The organism is Streptomyces sp. CA-106110, from assembly GCF_050936285.1.
In the GTDB taxonomy this organism is placed as follows: Bacteria; Actinomycetota; Actinomycetes; order Streptomycetales; family Streptomycetaceae; genus Streptomyces.
Map to the genome: position 1 here is coordinate 7,815,449 of NZ_JBNJNB010000001.1, position 19,972 is coordinate 7,835,420.

The 19,972-nt window shown below is 68.5% G+C and carries 19 protein-coding genes and 1 tRNA gene; 16 read left to right on the plus strand and 4 right to left on the minus strand.

Annotated elements, in window-relative coordinates; all coding sequences use genetic code 11:
• Window positions 1–111 precede the first annotated feature (111 nt).
• From ACQEXA_RS35965 to ACQEXA_RS36005, 9 genes are all read left to right on the plus strand, one after another.
• A complete protein-coding gene (locus tag ACQEXA_RS35965; RefSeq protein ID WP_433132124.1) occupies window positions 112–363 on the plus strand; it encodes a hypothetical protein in 252 nt (83 codons plus the stop codon).
• A gap of 153 nt (window positions 364–516) precedes the next feature.
• Window positions 517–711, plus strand: a complete 195-nt coding sequence (locus ACQEXA_RS35970; RefSeq protein ID WP_433132126.1) for a hypothetical protein — start codon at window positions 517–519, stop codon at window positions 709–711.
• Between the two features lie 13 nt (window positions 712–724).
• Window positions 725–1,330: a hypothetical protein gene (locus ACQEXA_RS35975; RefSeq protein ID WP_433132127.1), complete on the plus strand. Its 606-nt coding sequence runs from the start codon at window positions 725–727 to the stop codon at window positions 1,328–1,330.
• A gap of 2 nt (window positions 1,331–1,332) precedes the next feature.
• Window positions 1,333–1,797 (plus strand): hypothetical protein, encoded by a 465-nt coding sequence (locus tag ACQEXA_RS35980; RefSeq protein ID WP_433132129.1) that lies wholly within the window; start codon window positions 1,333–1,335, stop codon window positions 1,795–1,797.
• 90 nt (window positions 1,798–1,887) lie between these two features.
• Window positions 1,888–2,787, plus strand: coding sequence for a bifunctional DNA primase/polymerase (locus ACQEXA_RS35985; protein ID WP_433132131.1), 900 nt, complete (start codon window positions 1,888–1,890; stop codon window positions 2,785–2,787).
• Window positions 2,784–3,938: an AAA family ATPase gene (locus ACQEXA_RS35990; RefSeq protein WP_433132133.1), complete on the plus strand. Its 1,155-nt coding sequence runs from the start codon at window positions 2,784–2,786 to the stop codon at window positions 3,936–3,938. The genes ACQEXA_RS35985 and ACQEXA_RS35990 overlap by 4 nt, the downstream gene beginning before the upstream one ends.
• Window positions 3,935–4,138, plus strand: a complete 204-nt coding sequence (locus tag ACQEXA_RS35995; RefSeq protein ID WP_433132135.1) for a helix-turn-helix transcriptional regulator — start codon at window positions 3,935–3,937, stop codon at window positions 4,136–4,138. The genes ACQEXA_RS35990 and ACQEXA_RS35995 overlap by 4 nt, the downstream gene beginning before the upstream one ends.
• Window positions 4,138–5,523, plus strand: a complete 1,386-nt coding sequence (locus ACQEXA_RS36000; RefSeq protein WP_433132137.1) for a tyrosine-type recombinase/integrase — start codon at window positions 4,138–4,140, stop codon at window positions 5,521–5,523. The genes ACQEXA_RS35995 and ACQEXA_RS36000 overlap by 1 nt, the downstream gene beginning before the upstream one ends.
• Before the next feature lie 430 nt (window positions 5,524–5,953).
• Window positions 5,954–7,129 (plus strand): DUF4365 domain-containing protein, encoded by a 1,176-nt coding sequence (locus ACQEXA_RS36005; protein ID WP_433132139.1) that lies wholly within the window; start codon window positions 5,954–5,956, stop codon window positions 7,127–7,129.
• A gap of 813 nt (window positions 7,130–7,942) precedes the next feature.
• On the opposite strand, the gene ACQEXA_RS36010 is transcribed toward ACQEXA_RS36005, so the two are convergent.
• Window positions 7,943–8,018 (minus strand) — tRNA-Arg (locus tag ACQEXA_RS36010).
• Window positions 8,019–8,323: 305 nt separating this feature from the next.
• Here ACQEXA_RS36010 and ACQEXA_RS36015 point away from each other — a divergent pair.
• The 4 genes from ACQEXA_RS36015 (at window position 8,324) to ACQEXA_RS36030 (ending at window position 14,762) form a co-directional block, all read left to right on the plus strand.
• Complete coding sequence (locus ACQEXA_RS36015; RefSeq protein WP_432927835.1) at window positions 8,324–9,949, plus strand: dynamin family protein; 1,626 nt, start codon at window positions 8,324–8,326, stop codon at window positions 9,947–9,949.
• Between the two features lie 152 nt (window positions 9,950–10,101).
• Entirely contained in the window at window positions 10,102–12,306 is a 2,205-nt protein-coding gene (locus ACQEXA_RS36020) for a GTP-binding protein (RefSeq protein ID WP_432939159.1), read from the plus strand.
• A 268-nt stretch (window positions 12,307–12,574) separates the two neighbouring features.
• Window positions 12,575–13,063: a single-stranded DNA-binding protein gene (locus ACQEXA_RS36025; RefSeq protein ID WP_432927833.1), complete on the plus strand. Its 489-nt coding sequence runs from the start codon at window positions 12,575–12,577 to the stop codon at window positions 13,061–13,063.
• Between the two features lie 289 nt (window positions 13,064–13,352).
• Window positions 13,353–14,762: a Cys-Gln thioester bond-forming surface protein gene (locus tag ACQEXA_RS36030; protein ID WP_432927831.1), complete on the plus strand. Its 1,410-nt coding sequence runs from the start codon at window positions 13,353–13,355 to the stop codon at window positions 14,760–14,762.
• A 249-nt stretch (window positions 14,763–15,011) separates the two neighbouring features.
• Here ACQEXA_RS36030 and ACQEXA_RS36035 read toward each other — a convergent pair whose 3' ends face one another.
• Complete coding sequence (locus tag ACQEXA_RS36035) at window positions 15,012–15,914, minus strand: DUF6233 domain-containing protein (protein ID WP_433132141.1); 903 nt, start codon at window positions 15,912–15,914, stop codon at window positions 15,012–15,014.
• Here ACQEXA_RS36035 and ACQEXA_RS36040 point away from each other — a divergent pair.
• On the plus strand, window positions 15,913–16,473 hold the full coding sequence (locus ACQEXA_RS36040) for an alpha/beta fold hydrolase (protein ID WP_432927827.1): 561 nt from the start codon (window positions 15,913–15,915) through the stop codon (window positions 16,471–16,473). The two genes, ACQEXA_RS36035 and ACQEXA_RS36040, sit on opposite strands and share 2 nt — an antisense overlap.
• Before the next feature lie 339 nt (window positions 16,474–16,812).
• On the opposite strand, the gene ACQEXA_RS36045 is transcribed toward ACQEXA_RS36040, so the two are convergent.
• Window positions 16,813–17,082, minus strand: coding sequence for a hypothetical protein (locus ACQEXA_RS36045; RefSeq protein WP_432927825.1), 270 nt, complete (start codon window positions 17,080–17,082; stop codon window positions 16,813–16,815).
• A gap of 179 nt (window positions 17,083–17,261) precedes the next feature.
• Window positions 17,262–17,738 carry a DUF6924 domain-containing protein gene (locus ACQEXA_RS36050; protein WP_432927823.1) on the minus strand — a complete coding sequence of 159 codons (477 nt, stop codon included), beginning with the start codon at window positions 17,736–17,738 and terminating at the stop codon, window positions 17,262–17,264.
• A 63-nt stretch (window positions 17,739–17,801) separates the two neighbouring features.
• On the opposite strand from ACQEXA_RS36050, the gene ACQEXA_RS36055 reads away from it, so the two are divergent.
• Window positions 17,802–18,101, plus strand: coding sequence for a hypothetical protein (locus tag ACQEXA_RS36055; protein ID WP_432927821.1), 300 nt, complete (start codon window positions 17,802–17,804; stop codon window positions 18,099–18,101).
• Window positions 18,102–18,305: 204 nt separating this feature from the next.
• Window positions 18,306–19,970: an energy-dependent translational throttle protein EttA gene (gene ettA, locus ACQEXA_RS36060; protein ID WP_360999239.1), complete on the plus strand. Its 1,665-nt coding sequence runs from the start codon at window positions 18,306–18,308 to the stop codon at window positions 19,968–19,970.
• The last annotated feature ends 2 nt before the right edge of the window (window positions 19,971–19,972 follow it).

Below are 19,972 nucleotides of genomic sequence, written 5' to 3' on the forward strand. Positions count from 1 at the left end.
CCCTGCTACCGGTAGCACCCCCGCTAGCACCCCAAACCTCTCCCCGCCAGTGACCTAGCGGATAGCACCTACCTGCGGAAGCCCCCTGAAAACCCGCCTGAAGGGCCCCTGATGACCCCCACCTTCCTTGCTATCGCCTGCCTGATAGCCGTCACTCTCGGTTACAGCGCCCTGTGTGCGGTCTCGCCGTTCGGCGACTGCCGCAAGTGCTCCGGCTGGGGCTTCGAGATGAAGACCGATCGCAAGGGACGGCTCAAGCGCGGCAAGGACTGCCGCCACTGCAAGGCCACCGGCAAGCGCATACGCGTCGGCCGCTGGCTCTACAACCGCTGGGCCCGCATCTACCGCGCCGGCACCGGCTGAACAGGCGACCGGCGACCACCCGCCATCAGGCGGACCCCTCATCACGCAGACGGTAGGTGGGCGCGGTCGCCGGTCAATGCCCCGAACTTGCCAGCACCCGGGGCCCACGGAGCGTACCCACCCGCCTCCCTCGCCCGAAAGCGAGATTCCTTCATGACCCTCACCTTCTCCGCCGTCCTGCTTTTCGGCGCCGCATCCGCCGTCGCCGTCAAGACCAAGTCGACCGGCACAGGCGCCGCGGTCCTGCTGTTCCTCTTCGGCTTCTTCACCGCTGGGACCGGCGCCTACGGCCCCATCCACGACCTGGTGGCGTCCTTCGCCCGCTCCCTGACCGAACTCGGCAACTGAGAGGAGTGACGCCGTGAACGAACCCATCGTCGCCCGCCACTGGCTCGCCGCCGCGCTGCCCAAGGTCGCGCCCGCGCTGGCCACCACGACCGTGCTCGCGCTGGCCCGGATCTGGAACGCCAACGGCGCCGAACACTCCCTCGGCAACGCCGTGCTCATGACCGCGCTGTCCCTCGCCGCCGCGGGCGCCGGGGTGTGCGCCAGCGTCGGCCGCGCCGGAGACAGCGTCATCGCCGGAACCGCGTTCGCCGCCTCCGGCGGGCTCGCCCTCGCCGGGGTCGCCGGATACGCCGACGGGCTGTCCCTGCCGCTGCTGCTGTGGGCGCTGGCCACCGCCATCGCCTACGGGCTCGCCGCCCGGCACTGGCGCACGGACCGCCGCGAGCGCGTGGCACACGAGCGGCAGACCGGCGCGCGGCGCGAGGAACACGCCCACATCGAGCGCGTCGAGGCCCTGCGCGCCGGAGCTCAGATCGAGGTGGCCCGCGCCGGCGCCTCCTATGCCGAACAGCTCACCCAAGCCCTCATCACCCGCGCCGCCCTGCCCGGCTTCGACCTCAAGGCCGTGGAGACCAGCGGGCGGCCTGAACTTAGCGCCATCAGCACCGAGGAGATCTGACCATGTTTGAGATCCGCGTCATCTGCGACCTGACCGACGCCGACCGCGTTAGCGCGGCCCTGTCCGAGGCCTTCACGACCGGCACCGCGCGCCAGCACCCCGCCCGCGATGGCCAGCGCACTCGCCTGTACATCACCGCAGACCACCGCCCCGAGCCGGAATCGTGCCCCACGCCGGAGGAGGCGTACGCGCTCGCCCCGAGCATCATCAGCGAGATCGGCTGGACCGCCCGCACCGCGACCGACAGGCCGTTCTACGACGAACTCCACCGGGAGTTCTGGCTCCGCAAAGCCGCCCTGCTGGACCGCATCGCGCTGCCCGATGAAGCCGACAGCGCCACCGGCGACGCGGCCGACCTCGCCACCCGAGCCGCCCAGCGTCTGATGGACCTGGACGTCACGGCCCTCATCTGCGAGCCGCGCCATTACGTCCGCCGGCAGTACGCCGCTTGGGCCAAGAACCAGTAGCAACGCCGCGGCGGCGGGACTCCCCAGCAAGGTCGCCCGCCGCCGCGGTTCTCCCTGCCCGTCCATAGACAGAACAGGAGAACCCCCAGCATGCCGCACACGGTCTGCTCTGCCCAGCTCACCGCCGCGCTCGACGCAGCAGCGCGCGGCTGGCGCGTCTTCCCCCTCATCCCCGGCGACAAGCGCCCGGCCGTCTCCGACTGGGAGCCGCGCGCCACCACGGACCCGGACCGCATTACCCGCGCGTGGTCCGTTGCCGCCTTCAATGTCGGCATTGCCACCGGCCCCTCTGGCCTGGTCGTCATCGACCTGGATCGGCCTAAGCACCCCGGCGACACCCCGCCGGCCGCTTGGGCGGAGCAGGGCGTCACCGACGGCGCCGACGTCCTTGCCGTGCTCTGTGAGCGCCACGGCCAGCCGTTCCCCGCCGACACGTACACGGTGCGCACGTGGAGCGGCGGTACCCACCTGTACTTCGCCGCCCCCGAGGGCGAACCCCTGCGCAACACCGCCGGGGACAGCGCCCGCGGCTTCGGCTGGAAGGTCGACACCCGCGCGTGGGGCGGACTCGTGGTCGGCGCAGGCAGCACCTTCGCCGGACACCCCTATGACGTCGCCCACGACGGCCCCGTAGCACCGCTCCCGGGCTGGCTCGCCGAACTCCTGTGCCCGGCCCCGCTGCCCCCGCAGACGCCCATCACGGTCGCGCTCACGGGTCGCGGACGGCGCACCGCCTTCCTCCGCTCCGCGGTCAACGGGGAAGTGGAGCGGGTCACCAACTCCGGCCCGCACGGGCACAACAACGCGCTCTACCTCGCCTCCGTCGCCCTCGGACAACTCGTCACCGGAGGCGAGCTGACCGAAGCCGACGTCACCGGCTGGCTCCTGGCGGCCGCGCTCCACGTCGGCCAGGGCGAGCGCGAGGCACGGCGCACCATCGCCTCCGGCCTGCGGGCCGGAGCACGGCGCCCCCGGACGGTGGCGGCATGAGCGCCAACCCCATCCCGCCCCTGCATCTGTACTCCGTGCCCAGCGACCCCGAGACGCCCCCCATGGCGCCGCCGAAGCGGGAGCGCCCCCGGACCGCGTGGACGGCCGATCAGCTCATGGCCGCGCACTTCCCCGAGCCGAAATGGGCCGTGCCGGGCATCCTCGCCGAGGGCGTCAACGTGCTGGCCGGACCGCCCAAGGTCGGCAAGTCCTGGCTCTCGCTGGGACTGGGCCTGTCGGTCGCGGCCGGCGGTCAGGCGTTCGACTCCGTACCCGTCGAAGGCGGACCGGTGCTCTACCTCGCCCTGGAAGACACCCCGCGCCGTCTCCAGACCCGCATGGGCAAGATCCTCGGCGGCCAACCGGCCCCCGCCTGGCTCACCTTGGTCACCGAATGCCCGCCGTTCCCGCAGGGCGGGATGGAGGCCATCGCCCGGTGGCTGGAGCGCCACCCCGACGCGCGCATGGTCGTCATCGACGTGTTCGCCAAGATGCGGGGCCAGGCCCCTGCTGCGGTGTCGGCGTACGACGCGGACTATGTCGCCGTCGGCTACGCCAAGCGGCTCGCCGACCACTATGGCGTGGCCGTCGTCCTCGTGCACCACGTGCGCAAGGCGGCCTCCGAGGACTTCCTCACGGAGGTCTCCGGTACCAACGGCATCGCCGGAGCCGCGGACGCCACGCTCGTCCTGAAGCGGGCCCGTGGACAGGCGGACGGCATCCTGCACGTCACCGGCCGCGACGTCGACGAAGCCGAGTACGCCCTCAGCTTCCAACCCGCCTCCGGCGCCTGGCACCTGCTGGACGGCCCGGTCTCCGAGCACACCATTGGCGACACCCGCGCCACGATCCTGCGCTACGTCCGCGCCCACCCCGGCGCCAAGCCCAAGGACATGGCGGGCGAGCTGCCGCACGTCGACCTCGACACGATCCGCCGCACCTGCAACCGCATGGCCGACGCCGGACAGCTCACCAAGGACCCCGGCGGCCGGTACTACCCGGACACCGAGACCCAGACCCGGGGCACCCAAGAGGTGTCCGCGCTGTCCGGCTGTCCGGTTACCCCTTCTGACCAGCACGAACACCCCGGACAGTCGGAATTGGAGCTGTCCGGCCTGTCCGGCCCGAGGAACGAAGGCGGCGTGCGGTGACGACGGCCCTACCAAGGCTCAGGGACGAAAAGCTCACGCTCGCGGAGATCTGCAAGGACCTGAAGATCTCACGCTCCACCTTCTACGACTGGCGCGCGAAGGGACGTGCCCCTCGTTGTATCAAGCTGCCCAACGGTGACATCCGGGTCCGGCGCAGCGACTACGAACACTGGCTGGACGATCGGGAGGACGCCACCTGATGGACGGCACGACGTACAACGTCAAGATCTGGAAGACGGCGGTCTACAGGGGCAAGCGCAAGACAACGCACACCGTGCGGTGGGAGCTGGACGGCAAGGAGTGGCGAGCGCCGTTCGATACGAGGGCACTGGCGGACGCCTTCCGCTCCGAGCTGGTGAGTGCCATGCGCCGTGGCGAGGCATTCAGTTTTGCCACGGGGCGCCCCGTCTCGCACCAGTCCGGGGCAAGCGCAGTGAACTGGTACGACTTCGCCATCCAGTTCGCAGACGCCCAGTGGCACCGGACTGGTGGAAACAACCGCAAGAACACGGCCAAGGCGCTCACGGCGACCACCATCGCCCTGCTGCGCACACCGCCGACCCCGTTCCGTCCAGTCGATGTGCGCACCGCACTGCGGGAGTTCGCGTTCAACGCGCGGCGCAGGGAAGATGCTCCACCCGAGGTGGCCACGATTCTGAAGTGGGTAGAGCGCAATACCCTGACCATGGCCGCATGGGAGGACCCTGCCAAGGTCGACGAGGTACTTCGGGCCGTGGACTCGAAGTTGGACGGCACGCGGGCCGCGGCAACCTCTATCAAGCGCAACCGGCGAATCCTTAACGTGGCCATGGAGTACGCCGTCAAGCACCGAATCCTGCGAGCGAATCCCCTGCCGAAGGGGAGAGGGGCGGCGCCCAAGACGTCATCCGCAGTTGACAAGCGGTCGCTCCTCAACCCGGAGCAGGCAGCGTGCCTGCTCGGGTGGGTGCGTCGACGCCCCCGCGGCGGTAAGCGGCTGCACGCCTTCTTCGCCACCATGTACTACGCCGGGCCGCGCCCGGAGGAGGTTGTGGCGATGGACGTTGCGGATGTCCGTCTCCCTGACGAGGACGCTGAAGACCAGTGGTGTGAGCTGTTGTTCCATATGGCTCAGCCGGAGGTCGGGAAGAACTGGACGGATGACGGTGAGATCCACGAAGAGCGCGGGCTGAAGGGACGCGCCTCGGACGACACCCGCGCCGTGCCGGGGCACCCGTCGCTGACGCGGATCCTGCGTGAGCACATCGAGGCAGAGAGCCTGAAGCCGGGCGACCGCCTTTTCCAGGGCCAGTACGGCGGCATCCTCGCCGGTTCGGTCATTCGCCGGGCATGGCGGAGCGCTCGCGCGGGAGTGCTCACCCCGGAGGAGTTCGCGTCACCGCTCGGCAAGCGGGTGTACGACCTGCGGCACACCTGCTTGACCAATTGGCTCAACGACGGCATCCCGCCGGCGCAGGTGGCTGAGTGGGCGGGCAATAGCGTCCCGGTGCTACTGGCGGTCTACGCCCGGTGCATCTCCGGGCATCTCCGAGACCTCAAACAACGGATTCTGGCACGCGGCGACCTACCCGAGATTGCCGGTTGAGTGGCCTCGGTACCGCGCTGGGCAAGGGTCTTGCCCAGCGCGGTACCAGTGTCAGTGCTGTTGTCCAACAGATGCCGTTCCATCGTCACCCCCGCCGGGATCCTGCTGTACAGGAGCGAGGTACCACAACCGCAGCAGCCGTCCCCGTCCGGTAGCGTTCCCCGATACGCAACGCGGTAGCGCGGGTCACGCTTGGAGTCGCGGCGGCGCGCGAGGGCGACTTGGAGCAGGCGCTGACCATGGGAGAGCGGACCCTCGAAGGGGATCGCCAGTCGGTGCCGTCGCTGATTATGACCAGCCGGGAACTTGCTGCTGAGATGAAGCGTCATTACAGCTCAGAACCTGCGGCACAGGACTACCTTGCTCGACTGCAAGCGCTGTCAGGGGAAACCGGAATTTCTGGCCCAGTAAGCCTACTCTGGAGATATTTGTGACCGATCCGATCGGGCCGAAGATCAAGTCGCAGCGTCTGACGGGCAATGCAGGGGAATCGCTTGTCCGCCTAACATTCCTCGAAGCTCACGTGCCGGTGATCAGCGTGGACCAAGGGGATGATTACGGCACTGACCTAATCCTGCAGGTTCCCTACAAAGGGACGGATTGTGTATCCGGCGCCATGGCTAGAATCCAGGTCAAGTGCGGGAAATCCAAATATCATAGGAGCGACGGGACCGGTCGATGTCAGATCGACGCTGAACACCGAGCCTACTACGCAGACGGCCCCATTCCATCGATTCTCATCACAGTGGACCCGGGTAGCAAAAAAATGCACTGGGGGAACATCACCGAGCAATTACGGCGAAACCCGAATTTGACAGTGGTAAGCGCGCCTCACGCCTTCAGTAAACAGGCAGTCCCTCAAATTTTGCGAGTTGCCAGACAAGCAAGCCCCGGAGACTGGGTCTTGGCGCTCTCAAACAGCGACCCAGTCGCCAGAAGGATCGCAATCGAGGGCTGCCTACTGACAGCAGACCAAGATAACAGGGCCCTCGAACTGCTCAGGGCCTACACCACTCGAATGAACATCGCCGATATTTCCTTCTTGGCGCTCAGGATAACCGAAGAAGAGAGGAAGCACTTCGGGCAGCAAACTCTCATGGATTTCGAGTACCACTTTGGACAGCAAACCTTCATGGATTTCGAGTACCACTTCGGGCAGCAAACCCTTGTGGATTTCGGGCGCCTCTGGAAGGATGGGCTCGAAGAGCGACTCCCCGCGCAGCGCTCACACTGGGAACGCCCGCCGTACTCTCGGGATCTGATGACGCAGCTCGTCAGCCTGTTTGAATTCAGCAAGGGTGACTTGCTAGAGATTATCGAGAGAAATCAGGATGAATTCTCCAGGAATCTCCTTGAAAATGGTCAGGTAGCGGCTGCGGCTTCCATCCTGGATCTCCATCCAGCGCAACACGCTGAGAGATTGACGGAAATTGTCATCGATGGTAACGGTGACCCTATGTTGTTCATGAAAGCTCTTGAGCTAAATACATTTTCGGTGGAACAGACATGCAAGGAGCGCGGAATCCGCGTTATGGACATCATCTACGCGACCTACCGCGAGGAGCCGGAGCTGGCAGCTGCAATGTGGGCACTGTGGTCTTGCTAGCCGGGGTACGGGAGCGAGCCGGACCGGGCCGGACGGCGCGGAGCGCCAAGGGCAAGGAGACGGGCAACGCGGAGCGAGGGAGCGGGGCGCGGAGCGCCCCCGGCGACCCGCTGCCCAGCCTCCGCAGCACGTGAGAGCGCGAAGCGCCCGGTCCGGGCCGCAGCGCAGCAAAATGCCCGGCCCGCAGCAAGGTGCGGGCGGGGAGCGAAGCAGACCTCCCGCACCGGCGGTACGGATCGCACCGAGCCCCAACGCGACACGAAGGCAGAGGCGCGCCCCTGCACCCGCAGACAACCACGGGGCCGCGCCCAGGCCGGAGGGGGGCGTGGGTCGTCCCTTGGGACGCCAAAGGACGGCCCACGGCTTCGTCAGATCCAGCCCGTGGTCAAGGCGGTGGCACTGTCCGGCCGGCCGGTGGCGCGGCCAACCCCTCACGCGTCAGCCTGCAGGCAGCCAGGCCCGGGGCGCCCGAACTCGCCCAGGTCGTTGTCGAGAAGCACGGCCTGGCCTGCGGTGGGCGGCAGCCCTACCTCAGCAATTCGCCACCCAGGACGTCCATGCGGCAACCTGAGCGACCGGGCGGTGCCAGTTCAGATATAGGAGATCCGTAGTGCAGTTCACAGGCGGATCGGTAGCCAACCGTGCCCGAAAAACTTCTCCGCGTATTCACCGCAGCCACCCGCAGAAACCCGGTGACAGCCGGACAGCGTCGGACCCTCCCCGCGATCATCGAGGGAGGGTCCGGCGCTCTTCTGCGTGCGGCTGTACCTGCTCTGACCAGCAAAAAAGCCCTCCCGGTGGGAGAGCTCTCAGTGGCGCCCCCGGCAGGACTCGAACCTGCGGCCAAGCGCTTAGAAGGCGCCTGCTCTATCCACTGAGCTACGGGGGCCGGTGTGGTGGCCTGTCTGGTGCCCGGGTGTGGGCCGATCCGTGACCTTGCCGGGGACAAGGATAGGGCTCTCCGGTCCGTGTCCCTCGTGCTTCGCCTCCGTGGCTCGATGTGGAGGTTCGGTGAAGCGCTCCGATAATCGCAGGCAGGTACGAATCGCGCACCGCTTTTCACGCCTCGCGCACCGGGTGTTGTGTACTCGTTATGCCTGCGCCCCAGTCGCCCCTTCCGTCCACTGTGACCTGTCGGCACGCAGACACGTGCATATGCTTCAGAAAGCTGCCAAAGTTGGGCATTCTTCGCATGTGGTGACCTTGGACGTACGGCCTCAGCTGTTCGAAGCACTCTCTGCCCTGCGCGACCGTGTCGCCGCCGCACGCTTCCCGCTGCCCCTGGTGGGGGCTCCACGGGCGCGTGCCAACCGCGACGAGCTCCTCGCGCAGCTCGACGACTATGTGGTGCCCCGGCTGAGAGAGCCTGAAGCGCCCTTGCTGGCCGTCGTCGGCGGATCGACCGGAGCCGGCAAGTCGACCCTCGTCAATTCTCTCGTAGGGCGCAAGGTCAGTGAGGCGGGCGTGTTGCGGCCCACGACGCGTACCCCCGTCCTCGTGTGCCATCCCGAGGACCATCACTGGTTCAGTGGGATGCGGGTGCTGCCCCGCCTCACCCGCGTGTGGCTGCCGCATCAGGACCCCGGCGAGGATCTTCACGATGTAGAGGATCTCCAGGGTGCCGTCGGGCGTGAGGAAACGGTGCTGCGTATCGAGACCGCCGACACGCTGCCGCGCGGGCTGGCGCTGCTCGACGCGCCTGACATCGATTCCCTGGTCGCGGACAACCGGATCCTCGCCGCCGAGCTGATCAGTGCCGCCGACATCTGGGTCATGGTCACCACCGCCGCCCGTTACGCCGACGCCGTGCCCTGGCATCTGCTGCGGACCGCCAAGGAGCACCGGGCGACCCTCATCACCGTGCTCGACCGGGTGCCGCACCAGGTCGTGTCCGAGGTGTCGCGGCAATATGGCGCTCTGCTCACCAAGGCCGGGCTCGGCCATGTGCCCCGGTTCACCGTGCCCGAGCTGCCCGAGTCCGCCTGGGGCGGGGGTCTGCTGCCCGCCACCGCGGTTGCGCCTCTGCGTGCCTGGCTGACGTACCAGGTGCAGGACCCCGCCGCCCGGGAGGCCGCCATGGCGCGTACGGCCCGGGGAGTCCTCGACTCCCTGCGGTCCCGTATGCCCGAGCTGGCCGGCGCGGCCGCCGCTCAGTACGCCGCGGCTCTGCGGCTCACTGCCGCCGTCGACACGGCGTACGACAGCGAGTACGCGCGCGTGCGGCACAGTCTGGAGTCCGGAGCGGTGCTCGCCGGCGACGCCCTGAAGCGGTGGCGCAGCTACCCCCTCGACTGCACTTCCGGTGAACTCCTGGACTCGCTGACCGAGAGCCTGGCCGCCCTGCTGCTGTGCGCCGTCACGGCCGCCGACGAACGCATCGACGATGCCTGGCGGCGAGAACCCGCGGCTGCCGCTCCCGAGTTGACGAACCGTGATCCGACGCTGGAGAGCGCCGAGCACCGCATCGGGATGACCGTGCGACGTTGGCGGCGCGTCCTCGAGGAGTACGCCGAGGAAGAGGTCCGCGACCTCGACAAGAGCGCCGCACCGGACTCCGACGCGGTGGCCGCCCTTCTTGCCACCGCTCTCCTTGGTGGTGACCGGGCGCGGCCCGCCGGCGAGGAACTCGCCGAACGGATCGGCGCGCACAAGGCGCTACGGCTGCGCGATCGCTCCGCAGGCGTGCTGTCCGAGTACCTCGACCGGGCGCTGCGCACGGAACGCGAGCGCCGTCTGGCCCCTCTGGACGCCCTCGACGTCCAAGTCGAGTCCCAGGCCGAACTCATTGCCGCGCTGTCCGTACTGCAGAAGGAGAGGTGACCGTGGAGACTCCCGCCGGCGACCGCACGGGTCACGTCCAGCATCCGAAGGTCGAGCCCGCGGAGGAGCGCTCGGACGGCGCCGTGGCCGCGGCCGGCCGGCGAGCCCGGGACGGGCGGGGGCTCCCCTCCCTCCGCACGGCAGGCGACGACATCGTGCACGCGCGCGTGGAGCACGATTCCGACCGGGCCGGCACGGAGGGCGGGCTCGGGGGGACGGGTACGAGACGCGATTCCGTCCGAGGCGGCAGCAAAGGTGATCACGTGCCCGAAGACCCGCGGAGTCCGGCGCGCCCGAAGGGGGGCCAGGGGGCGGATCCCGGAGCCTGGGAGGGTTCTCCAGCGGCCGTGAGCGCGCATGAGGACGCCCGGCGTTACGCGGGAAACGACTCGAGGCACGTCGGCACGGGGAACGGCCCCGCACACGGGCGCGCGGGCAATGACGCAGGGCACGCACGCGTGGGGAATCACCCAGGCCACGCGTGGGGGGAAGGCGGCCCAAGACACTCGCCTGTCGCGGGCGAGGACCCGCATGCGCGGACGGATGACGAAGCCCGGCACGCGCGTGTGGAGAGCGACCCGCGGTGTTCGTGCGCGCAGCGCGAAGAGCCTGGGGACGGCACCGGAACCACCGGCTGGGACGACGGACTGATCGCGAGGCGCGTGCCGGGGATGGCCCTCGATCAGGAGGAGGGCACGATCGTGGAGCCCCGCTCTCCGGCGACTCGGCAGCCCGAGCCCCTGGCGTACGACGGCCCCTTGCGGTCGCGGCTGGATGCGCTGCGCGAACTCGTGGGCCTGTCGCGGACCCGGCTGGACGGCGACACGCTCGCCGAGGCGGGCCGGGTCCTGGACGAGGCGTCCGCGCGCCGCCGGCTCTCCGGGGAGCACACCGTGGTCGCCATCGCGGGTGCCACCGGCAGCGGCAAGTCGACTCTCTTCAACACGCTGGCCGGCGTGGCGATTTCGGAGACCGGCGTACGGCGGCCGATGACGGCGGCGCCCGTCGCGTGCAGTTGGAGCGACGGCGCGGCCGCGCTCATCGATCGGCTCGGCATCCCGGGACGGTTGCGGCGGCGCCCGATGCAGTCGCCGGACGACACCCAACTGGCGGGGCTGGTCCTGGTCGATCTGCCAGACCACGACTCCGCGGTCGTGAAGCACCGGGAGCAGGTCGACCGCATCCTGGCGCTGGTGGACGCGGTCATCTGGGTCGTCGATCCCGAGAAGTACGCCGACGCAGTCCTGCACGAGCGGTACCTGCGGCCGCTGGCAGGGCACGCCGAGGTCATGTTCGTCGTCCTGAACCAGGTCGACCGGCTGCCCGGGGAGGCCGCCGAGCAGGTGCTCGACGACCTGCGGCGGCTGCTCGACGGGGACGGTATCGCGCTGGGTGAGTACGGCGAGCCCGGGGCGACCGTCCTCGCCCTGTCCGCGCTCAGTGGCGAGGGCGTGGGCGAACTGAGGGAACTGCTCGGTCAGTTCGTGGCGGAGCGCGGGGCGGCGGCGCGCCGCATCTCCGCCGATGTGGACGCGGCCGCGGCCCGGCTCCGGCCCGTTTATGCGACCGGTGGCCGCGGCGGGCTCAGTGAGGAGGCGCGCGAGGAGTTCACCGCACGCCTCGCGGACGCTGTGGGAGCCACCGCGGCGGGCGATGCCGCCGAGCGTGTGTGGCTGCGCAACGCCAACCGGGCCTGCGGCACGCCCTGGTTGCGCTTGTGGCGACGGTGCCGGGATCGCCGAGAACCCTCTACGGGACGGTTGCCCGTGCGTGCGCCCGCCGATTCCGAGCGCGCCCCCGCGGATGAGGAAGCCACCGCACGGCAGCGCGTGGAGCAGGCGGTACGGACGGTGGCGGACCGGGCCGCGACCGGGCTTCCCACGCCCTGGGCCCAGGCGGTGCGTGAGGCCGCGGTGCGCGGCGCGCAGGGACTGCCTGAGGCGCTCGACGAGCTGGCGGTGGACGTCGCCAAGGCGCCGGACCGGCCGCCGCGCCCGGGGTGGTGGCCCGCCGCCGTGTTGGCCCAGGTGGCGATGACACTCCTCCAGGTCGTGGGGGTGCTCTGGGTCCTGGGCCAGATCATCGGGTTCATGCCGACCGGCCTCGGGACGCCGGCGCTGCTGGTGCTGGCCGGTGTCGTCGGTGGCCCGTTCGTCGAGTGGAGCTGCCGGATGGGTGCGCGCGGACCGGCCCGGAGGTACGGGCTCGAGGCGGAACGGCGGCTGCGGGAGGCGGCGGCCGGGTGTGGACGGGCACGGGTGCTGGATCCGGTGGCGGCGGAGTTGCTGCGGTACGGGGAGGTGCGGGGGGAGTACGCGAAGGTCACGGGGGTCGAGGCGGGAGCACGAGTGAGGTGAAGCCCGGCCGGCGGAGATGCCGACGATGGGCGGAGGAGCTCGTTCGGGTGGCTGATTTGTCCACAACCGACCGGTAGCCCACAGCGCTCAGCGGGCTCGGCCCGGCGGAGGCAGTCTGATCCCGCGGCGATCGCAGCGAACGCGGTCGCCGTAGGGCGGCGGTATGCGACCTGGCAGGTCCGCCGCCGCAGACGCAGACGCAGCCGTACGGGACGGGCCCGTACGTGTACCACCCGGCCTGTGAGCCGGGACGAGGGAGGGGTCTCGCGTGAACGAGACAACAGTGTGCGTGGTCGGCAACGTCGCCACTCAACCGGTGTACCGGGAGTCGCCGACGGGTCCGACGGCGCGCTTCCGGCTGGCGGTGACGGCTCGGTATCTGGACCGGGAGAAGAACGCGTGGACGGACGGGCACACCAACTTCTTCACGGTGTGGACCCGGCGCTCCCTGGCCACCAACGTGGCCGCGTCCGTGGCCGTGGGCGATCCGCTCGTGGTCCAGGGGCGGCTGAAGGTACGGACCGAGCAGCGGGAGGGCCAAGGCTGGCTGTCGGCCGACCTCGACGCGGTGGCGATCGGTCACGATCTGTCGCGGGGCACCTCGGCCTTCCGACGGTCGTCCAGGCCCGAGGCACAGGGCGGGACGTCACCGCAACCGGAGCCCAATTGGGAGACGGAGCCGCCGGGGCGGCCCGAGGAACCTGACCAATCCGGGGCGGCGGCCCTACCTGAGCCCGAGCCTGCGGGGGTGACGTGACGTCAGGCAGGTGCGCTCAAGCCGCTTCGCCTGAGCTTGGTGCCAACTGCCGCTTATCGGGGCATCCATCGGACAACATCCCAAGGATCCTTATGTAACTCATCGATAAGCGCAGCTCACAGGCTGTGTGAGCGATAACGATTCCGAGTCGGATCGGTTATCGGATGACATTACTGGGGAGGGGGGTGCGCCGCGTTCATAGGATGCCGGACGTAGTTCTCGGGGCTTCTGATTCTGCTGGTGGGACCGCACCCCCCACGTCAACGGGTCCTGCTCGAAGGGGAATTCTGTGTTTTCTTCGTTGTCCGCGTCGCCCGCACGCAGGCGAGGGGCCGCCCGCCTCGCCGCCGCGACGCTGGTGTCCGGACTCGTCGCGGCAGGCCTGCTGGCCACCGCGGGCGTGGCGGCCGCCGACGGGACACCGCAGAGCGAGGGTGGCGCAACCGCGACCATAGGCGGCCTCAAGACATACGGTGCCGCCGTCGTCCATGACGGCGGCACGGACGAGCAGGTGTCCGCGGGGCTGTTCGAGATGTCCGTCGACAACGGCGGCACCCTGCAGACGTACTGCATCGACATTCACAACCCCGCGCAGAAGGACGCCAAGTATCACGAGACGCCCTGGAGCGGCACGTCTCTGAACGGCAACAAGAACGCGGGCAAGATCCGCTGGATTCTGCGCAACTCCTACCCGCAGGTGAACAACCTGGCGGCACTGGCGGCCAAGGCCGGTGCCAGCGGCCTCACCGAACAGGACGCGGCGGCCGGCACCCAGGTGGCGATCTGGCGCTACTCGGACGGCGCTCACGTGGATGCGGTCGACCCCCGGGCGGAGAAGCTCGCGGACTACCTGGAGAAGAGCGCCCAGGACCTCCCTGAGCCCTCGGCGTCCCTGACCTTGGACCCGCCCGCCGTCTCGGGCCATCCCGGTGAGCGGCTCGGCCCGGTGACGGTCCACACGAACGCCGACAGCGTCACGGTGACACCGCCGGCAGACCCCACGATGTCCGGCGTCAAGATCGTCGACAAGGACGGCAAGGAGGTGACGTCCGCCGCCAATGGCGCACGAATCTACTTCCAGGTGCCGAAGAAGGCGCAGGACGGTTCGGCCGAACTGACCGTGCAGGCGTCGACCACAGTGCCGGTCGGTCGGGCCTTCGCCTCCGAGACCCGGAGTCAGACGCAGATACTCGCCGGCTCCAGCGAGTCGACCGTCTCCGCGACGGCGACGGCGAGCTGGGCCGCCACCGGCGCGATACCCGCGCTGTCGGCCGAGAAAGATTGCGCCAAGGGCGGCCTGGACATCACCGCGGCGAACACGGGCGATGCGCCGTTCACCTTCGAGCTGATGGGCGCCTCGCATTCCGTTCCGGCGGGAAAGACGCGGACCGTGACGGTCCCGTTGCAGGAGGACCAGGCCTACGACTTCTCGATCAAGGGTGCGGGCGGTTTCGGAAAGTGGTTCAAGGGCGTCCTGGACTGCAAGACCGAGAGCAGCACGGGTGGACTGGCGGCCCAGCTCCTCACTGAGCCGAGCCCGGCGACGGTGGGCGGTACGGCACCCACGGACACCAACCTCGCCGAGACCGGCACGTCGAGCGCGACTCCGATCATCGCGGGCACGGCGATCGCCTTCGTCGTGATCGGTGGCGCGACGCTCGTGCTGCTCCGCAAGAAAGAGACGCCGACGGTCAACTGAGTCCACGTGGCCGGTCTCCGGGCTGCTCCGCCGGCCGCCTGGGTCCACACCCTGTGGACGACGGCGGCCGAACGGCGCCTCATTCAATCCGCCCGGAGATCTGCTGTCAGCGGCAAGCTCAGCCCTGGCCTTGAACCTCCGGCGGCGGCCGGGGAGGAGACGGGACTGGGGCAACGCAGGTCGTGAACTAAAGGCCGTCGCGTTCGATCAGTGACCCGTCAGGGCTCAGCGTGTAGAGGCGCGGCGGATTCATGGCTTCCACGGCCCTGCGCAGCTCCGCTTCCCGGTCCGCAGGATCAGGCTCGTGTGGCCCTCGGACGTGAAATCCGTACAGTCTGATGGCGTCAGCGTCGACGTCATCGAGTTCGGGACGGCCCTCCTGGATGAACCCGCAGAGCGTCCGCAGCGCGTCCGCCGCGAAGTGCAGCAGCGTCCACCCCGACGGCTCTCACGCCCCAGGCCCTCAACCTCATCCCTCATGCCAGCCATCATCACGATCGCTTGACGAAGGGCATAGGGGCACCCCCCGGGGGCCTCTTGCCTGTCAGAGAATCGACCGCAGCCGCCGCGCCCACCGCCCACTGATCGCATCAGGGCGGCCGACGAGCTGTGGCTGATCACTTCGATACTCCTCAACCAGGCAACGAGGCGGCCAACTCGCCATGACTGCCGTGACCTGGGCACGCCGCATTCCCGGCTGGGATGCACAGCTTCTAGTCCAGTACGCCCAGCTCGCTGTCCGGGCGGCAGAAAGACGCAGGGTTCGACGTTCGGATCCGTCAGGGCGACGCGGGCCTCGTGGTCTCCGATCGGGTGCGTGCTGCCCGCGATCATCGTGCAGTCGTACGCATGGATCACGGCGGGCTCGGGTCTGCTGGGCGTGCGTTTCTGCTGGACGACGAATCCCGATGCCGGTCGATCGCTCCGACTTCTGGCGCGGAGATGAGGCCCTTCTCGTACCTCCCTGTGGTGGCAGGCATCGGTGTCGACCGGTGGTCGTTCAGGCATAGCGCGCCGAGCCACCACTTCGTCTCCCGGGGCGGAGATCAGTTTCTCCCGGGGCGGGATGGACCGGCCTTGACAGGAACGTCCGAGAGGTGGATGCACGATGGAGCATGGCGGGAATGTGATCGACGAAAGGACGATCGACATGACAGGGACTCAGCAGATCTTGTTCATCCAGGGCGGCGGCGCGGGCGCGCACGACGAATGGGACGACAAGCTGGTCGACAGCCTGAGTCGAGAGCTCGGGGACGAGCACGAGGTCCGCTACCCGCGTATGCCCGACGAGGGCGACCCGAGTTACGCCCGGTGGAGCCCGGCGATCCGGCGCGAGATGGCGGACCTGGAGGACGGCGCGGTCGTGGCCGGCCATTCGGTGGGCGGGACGATCCTCATCCATGCACTCGCCGAGCAGCCCCCGGAGCGCAGGCTAGCGGCGATCGTGCTGATCGCCGCCCCGTTCGTCGGTCAGGGCGGCTGGCCAGGCGACGAGTTCGAGCTGCCCGGCGACCTCGGCGCGAGGCTGCCGCACGGCGCGCGGGTGCATGTGTTCCACGGACTCGAGGACGAGACCGCCCTACCGTCGCATGCCGACCTCTATGCCCGCGTGATTCCGCAGGCGCAGGTGCACCGGCTGCCCGGGCGCGATCATCAGCTGAACAACGATCTGAGCGAAGTGGCCAAGGCGATCTGCCCCGACAAACCCTGAACCCTTAAGCCGCGCTCCCGAACGCTGTCCCTGCAACGGAGTACGTAGCGCTGCTCACGCGAGGCCACGGCGACCACGAGCCGTGAGGTGCGCGGTGAGGATCTCGTCGATGACGTCTCCAGCGATCTTGGCCAGAGGACTCCGAGACGCCTCACGAGACCGCGACTACGGCCGAGTCATCAAGCTGAGGCGGAAAGCTTTAGGGCTGACCCAGCGCCGACTGGGCGAAGCCTGCGGCCGTAGAAGGACGCTCTGATTGACTTGACGGCCGCAGGTTAGGCCACCCGTAACCAGTTATGGCTGAACCGGCAGCCGGGCACCTACCGGTCGGCCTCGCACTCAGCTCTCTTGCTCCTCGACCATGCCGATGGCGAAGGGGAACGACTCCAGGAATTGGCGCCGCGCAGGATCTTGCTCAGCTTTGGCCAAGTCCGCGAACACCTGCAACAGGCGGTGGCGTTGGTCCATAGGCTGTCGCAGCAGCACCCAGCCGACGCTCTCCATCATCTTCACCGCGGAGTCGGGATCCACTTCCTCGTCCCCGCAACTCTCCAGCCACCACACGACATCGACGAGCAGACCGGTAAGTGCCGGCACGAGCGGATCCATGGCAGTCATCCGTGCAACCTAGCCGACTCCTACGACACCGCTTCCTGGGTGGGTGGGTGAGTGTCTGACTGCGTGACAACGCCCACGGACAGCGGCGGACAACCGCACACCTCTGCGGACTACCCGTCGCTGATGAGGATTCCTGAAATTGACTCTGTCCGCAGTTCCGTGAGCCTTCTTCAGAAAGACCGGTAGATCCCGTCAGGATCATCGTGAGCCCATGCGGCGTACTCCTCGAAGCCCAGGTTGCCGATGTTCAGGTTTGCGTGGACGTCGTGGACCCCTGCGGGGATGGTGCGGAACTCACGGCCGAACTCGGTCAGTTGCTCGTAGTCTTCGTCGTCCACGCACTCCTCCCGCGTCAGCGTGGTGACCGCCAGCAACGCGTGGCTTTCGGCCTGCATGGTTGTCCGGTCGGCGAGGAAGACAACGGCCAGGTTCTCGTCGGCGCAGACCGCATTCAGCACCTCGTCAACGGTCGCTCCTGCCCAGGCCGGGTCGTCTACGAAGTGGACGTGTGCCTCGTATTGCCTGTCCCCCCAGGGCCCCATCAGCGCCGCTGTCACGTCCTGCCACGCCTGGTCGTCGTGGTAGTCGGTCCTGACGACCAGGACGTCGAACTCATCACGGCCGGTGACGGCGGGCAGCGCTCTCATGGATCTTTCTCCCCGGTGACGATCGGTGAGCCGTGCCCGACTGTCTCACGGGCCGTTCTGCCTATGGACGAGTACGTGTGGCCCACGGGCCGCAAGGCGCCGGCGGCCGAGGCGGTTCGGCGGTGCTGGGAGGCGACCGTCGTCGCTCTACCGGTTGGCACGCGCGTCGGTGGGGAGGTCATCGGTCGCCGGCGCTTCGGAGTCTTCATCCGTATAGAGGGTGTCCCGAACGCCGTGGCGCTGGCTGAGGCCACGGCCATGCCGCGCTGGATGGAGCTGCCCGCCATGGGCGCCTACGTGGAGGGCGAAGTGATTGATCATGCTCACCACAACCACCAGGTGAAGGTTCGGCTGCCCGGTTGATCACTCCCGGGCCGTCTCCGGGCCGCGCGAGGGCGCCCAAGGGCACTCGACGGCGACCGACAGAGACAGACGAGCCACAGCCGCCACCAGCGAAACCCCAGGTCAGAGGCCCCGGGCGTAACGGGTTTCCGCTCAGGGGTGGCGGTCAGGCAAGATGGGCTGTATCTGCCCACTGCCAGATTTCAAGCTGCCGGACGGTTTCTCTTGGCTGAGTTCATTTACACCATGCGCAAGGCGCGCAAGGCGCACGGCGACAAGGTGATTCTCGACGACGTAACCCTGAGCTTCCTGCCGGGTGCGAAGATCGGCGTCGTCGGCCCGAACGGCGCCGGTAAGTCGACCGTCCTCAAGATCATGGCCGGTCTTGAGCAGCCGTCGAACGGTGACGCCTTCCTCACTCCCGGTTACAGCGTCGGCATCCTGCTCCAGGAGCCCCCGCTGAACGAGGAGAAGAACGTCCTGGAGAACGTCCAGGAGGGTGTCGCCGAGATCAAGGGCAAGCTCGACCGGTTCAACGAGATCGCCGAGCAGATGGCGGTCGAGTACACCGACGAGCTCATGGACGAGATGGGCAAGCTCCAGGAGCAGCTCGACCACGCGAACGCGTGGGACCTGGACGCGCAGCTGGAGCAGGCCATGGACGCCCTGGGTTGCCCGCCCGGCGACTGGCCCGTCACCAACCTCTCCGGTGGTGAGCGCCGCCGCGTCGCCCTGTGCAAGCTCCTGCTGGAGCAGCCCGACCTGCTGCTGCTCGACGAGCCCACCAACCACCTCGACGCCGAGTCCGTGAACTGGCTGGAGCAGCACCTGGCCAAGTACCCGGGCACCGTCGTGGCCATCACCCACGACCGGTACTTCCTGGACAACGTCGCGGAGTGGATCCTCGAGCTCGACCGCGGCCGCGCCTACCCGTACGAGGGCAACTACTCCACGTACCTCGAGACCAAGGCCACGCGCCTGAAGGTCGAGGGCCAGAAGGACGCCAAGCGGCAGAAGCGTCTGAAGGAAGAGCTGGAGTGGGTCCGTTCCAACGCCAAGGGGCGGCAGGCCAAGTCCAAGGCGCGTCTGGCCCGCTACGAGGAGATGGCGGCCGAGGCCGACAAGATGCGGAAGCTGGACTTCGAGGAGATCCAGATTCCGCCGGGCCCGCGTCTGGGCAGCGTCGTGGTCGAGGTCGACAAGCTCAACAAGGCCTTCGGGGAGAAGGTCCTCGTCGACGGCCTCAGCTTCACCCTGCCGCGTAACGGCATCGTCGGCGTCATCGGTCCGAACGGTGCGGGCAAGACCACGCTGTTCAAGATGATCCAGGGGCTGGAGGAGCCCGATTCCGGTTCGATCAAGGTCGGCGAGACCGTCAAGATCTCGTACGTCGACCAGAGCCGCGAGAACATCGACCCGAAGAAGACGCTGTGGGAGGTCGTCTCCGACGGGCTCGACTACATCAACGTCGGCCAGGTCGAGATGCCGTCGCGGGCCTATGTGTCGGCGTTCGGCTTCAAGGGCCCGGACCAGCAGAAGCCCGCGGGTGTTCTCTCCGGTGGTGAGCGCAACCGCCTCAACCTCGCGCTGACGCTGAAGCAGGGCGGCAACCTGCTGCTCCTCGACGAGCCGACCAACGACCTCGACGTCGAGACGCTCTCGTCGCTGGAGAACGCGCTGCTCGAGTTCCCGGGCTGTGCCGTGGTCGTCTCCCACGACCGGTGGTTCCTCGACCGCGTCGCCACCCACATCCTCGCCTACGAGGGCGACTCCAGGTGGTTCTGGTTCGAGGGCAACTTCGAGTCGTACGAGAAGAACAAGATCGAGCGGCTCGGCCCGGACGCGGCCCGTCCGCACCGTGCCACCTACAAGAAGCTGACCCGGGGCTGATC

What these genes read in the sequence shown, in the direction of transcription:
- ACQEXA_RS35965 (WP_433132124.1), top strand. Translation starts at nt 112, where the DNA reads ATGACCCCCACCTTCCTTGCTATCGCCTGCCTGATAGCCGTCACTCTC.
- ACQEXA_RS35970 (WP_433132126.1), top strand. Translation starts at nt 517, where the DNA reads ATGACCCTCACCTTCTCCGCCGTCCTGCTTTTCGGCGCCGCATCCGCC.
- ACQEXA_RS35980 (WP_433132129.1), top strand. Translation starts at nt 1,333, where the DNA reads ATGTTTGAGATCCGCGTCATCTGCGACCTGACCGACGCCGACCGCGTT.
- ACQEXA_RS35985 (WP_433132131.1), top strand. Translation starts at nt 1,888, where the DNA reads ATGCCGCACACGGTCTGCTCTGCCCAGCTCACCGCCGCGCTCGACGCA.
- ACQEXA_RS35990 (WP_433132133.1), top strand. Translation starts at nt 2,784, where the DNA reads ATGAGCGCCAACCCCATCCCGCCCCTGCATCTGTACTCCGTGCCCAGC.
- ACQEXA_RS36000 (WP_433132137.1), top strand. Translation starts at nt 4,138, where the DNA reads ATGGACGGCACGACGTACAACGTCAAGATCTGGAAGACGGCGGTCTAC.
- ACQEXA_RS36040 (WP_432927827.1), top strand. Translation starts at nt 15,913, where the DNA reads ATGACAGGGACTCAGCAGATCTTGTTCATCCAGGGCGGCGGCGCGGGC.
- ACQEXA_RS36035 (WP_433132141.1), bottom strand. Translation starts at nt 15,914, where the DNA reads ATGTCGATCGTCCTTTCGTCGATCACATTCCCGCCATGCTCCATCGTG.
- ACQEXA_RS36045 (WP_432927825.1), bottom strand. Translation starts at nt 17,082, where the DNA reads ATGGATCCGCTCGTGCCGGCACTTACCGGTCTGCTCGTCGATGTCGTG.
- ACQEXA_RS36050 (WP_432927823.1), bottom strand. Translation starts at nt 17,738, where the DNA reads ATGAGAGCGCTGCCCGCCGTCACCGGCCGTGATGAGTTCGACGTCCTG.
- ACQEXA_RS36055 (WP_432927821.1), top strand. Translation starts at nt 17,802, where the DNA reads ATGGACGAGTACGTGTGGCCCACGGGCCGCAAGGCGCCGGCGGCCGAG.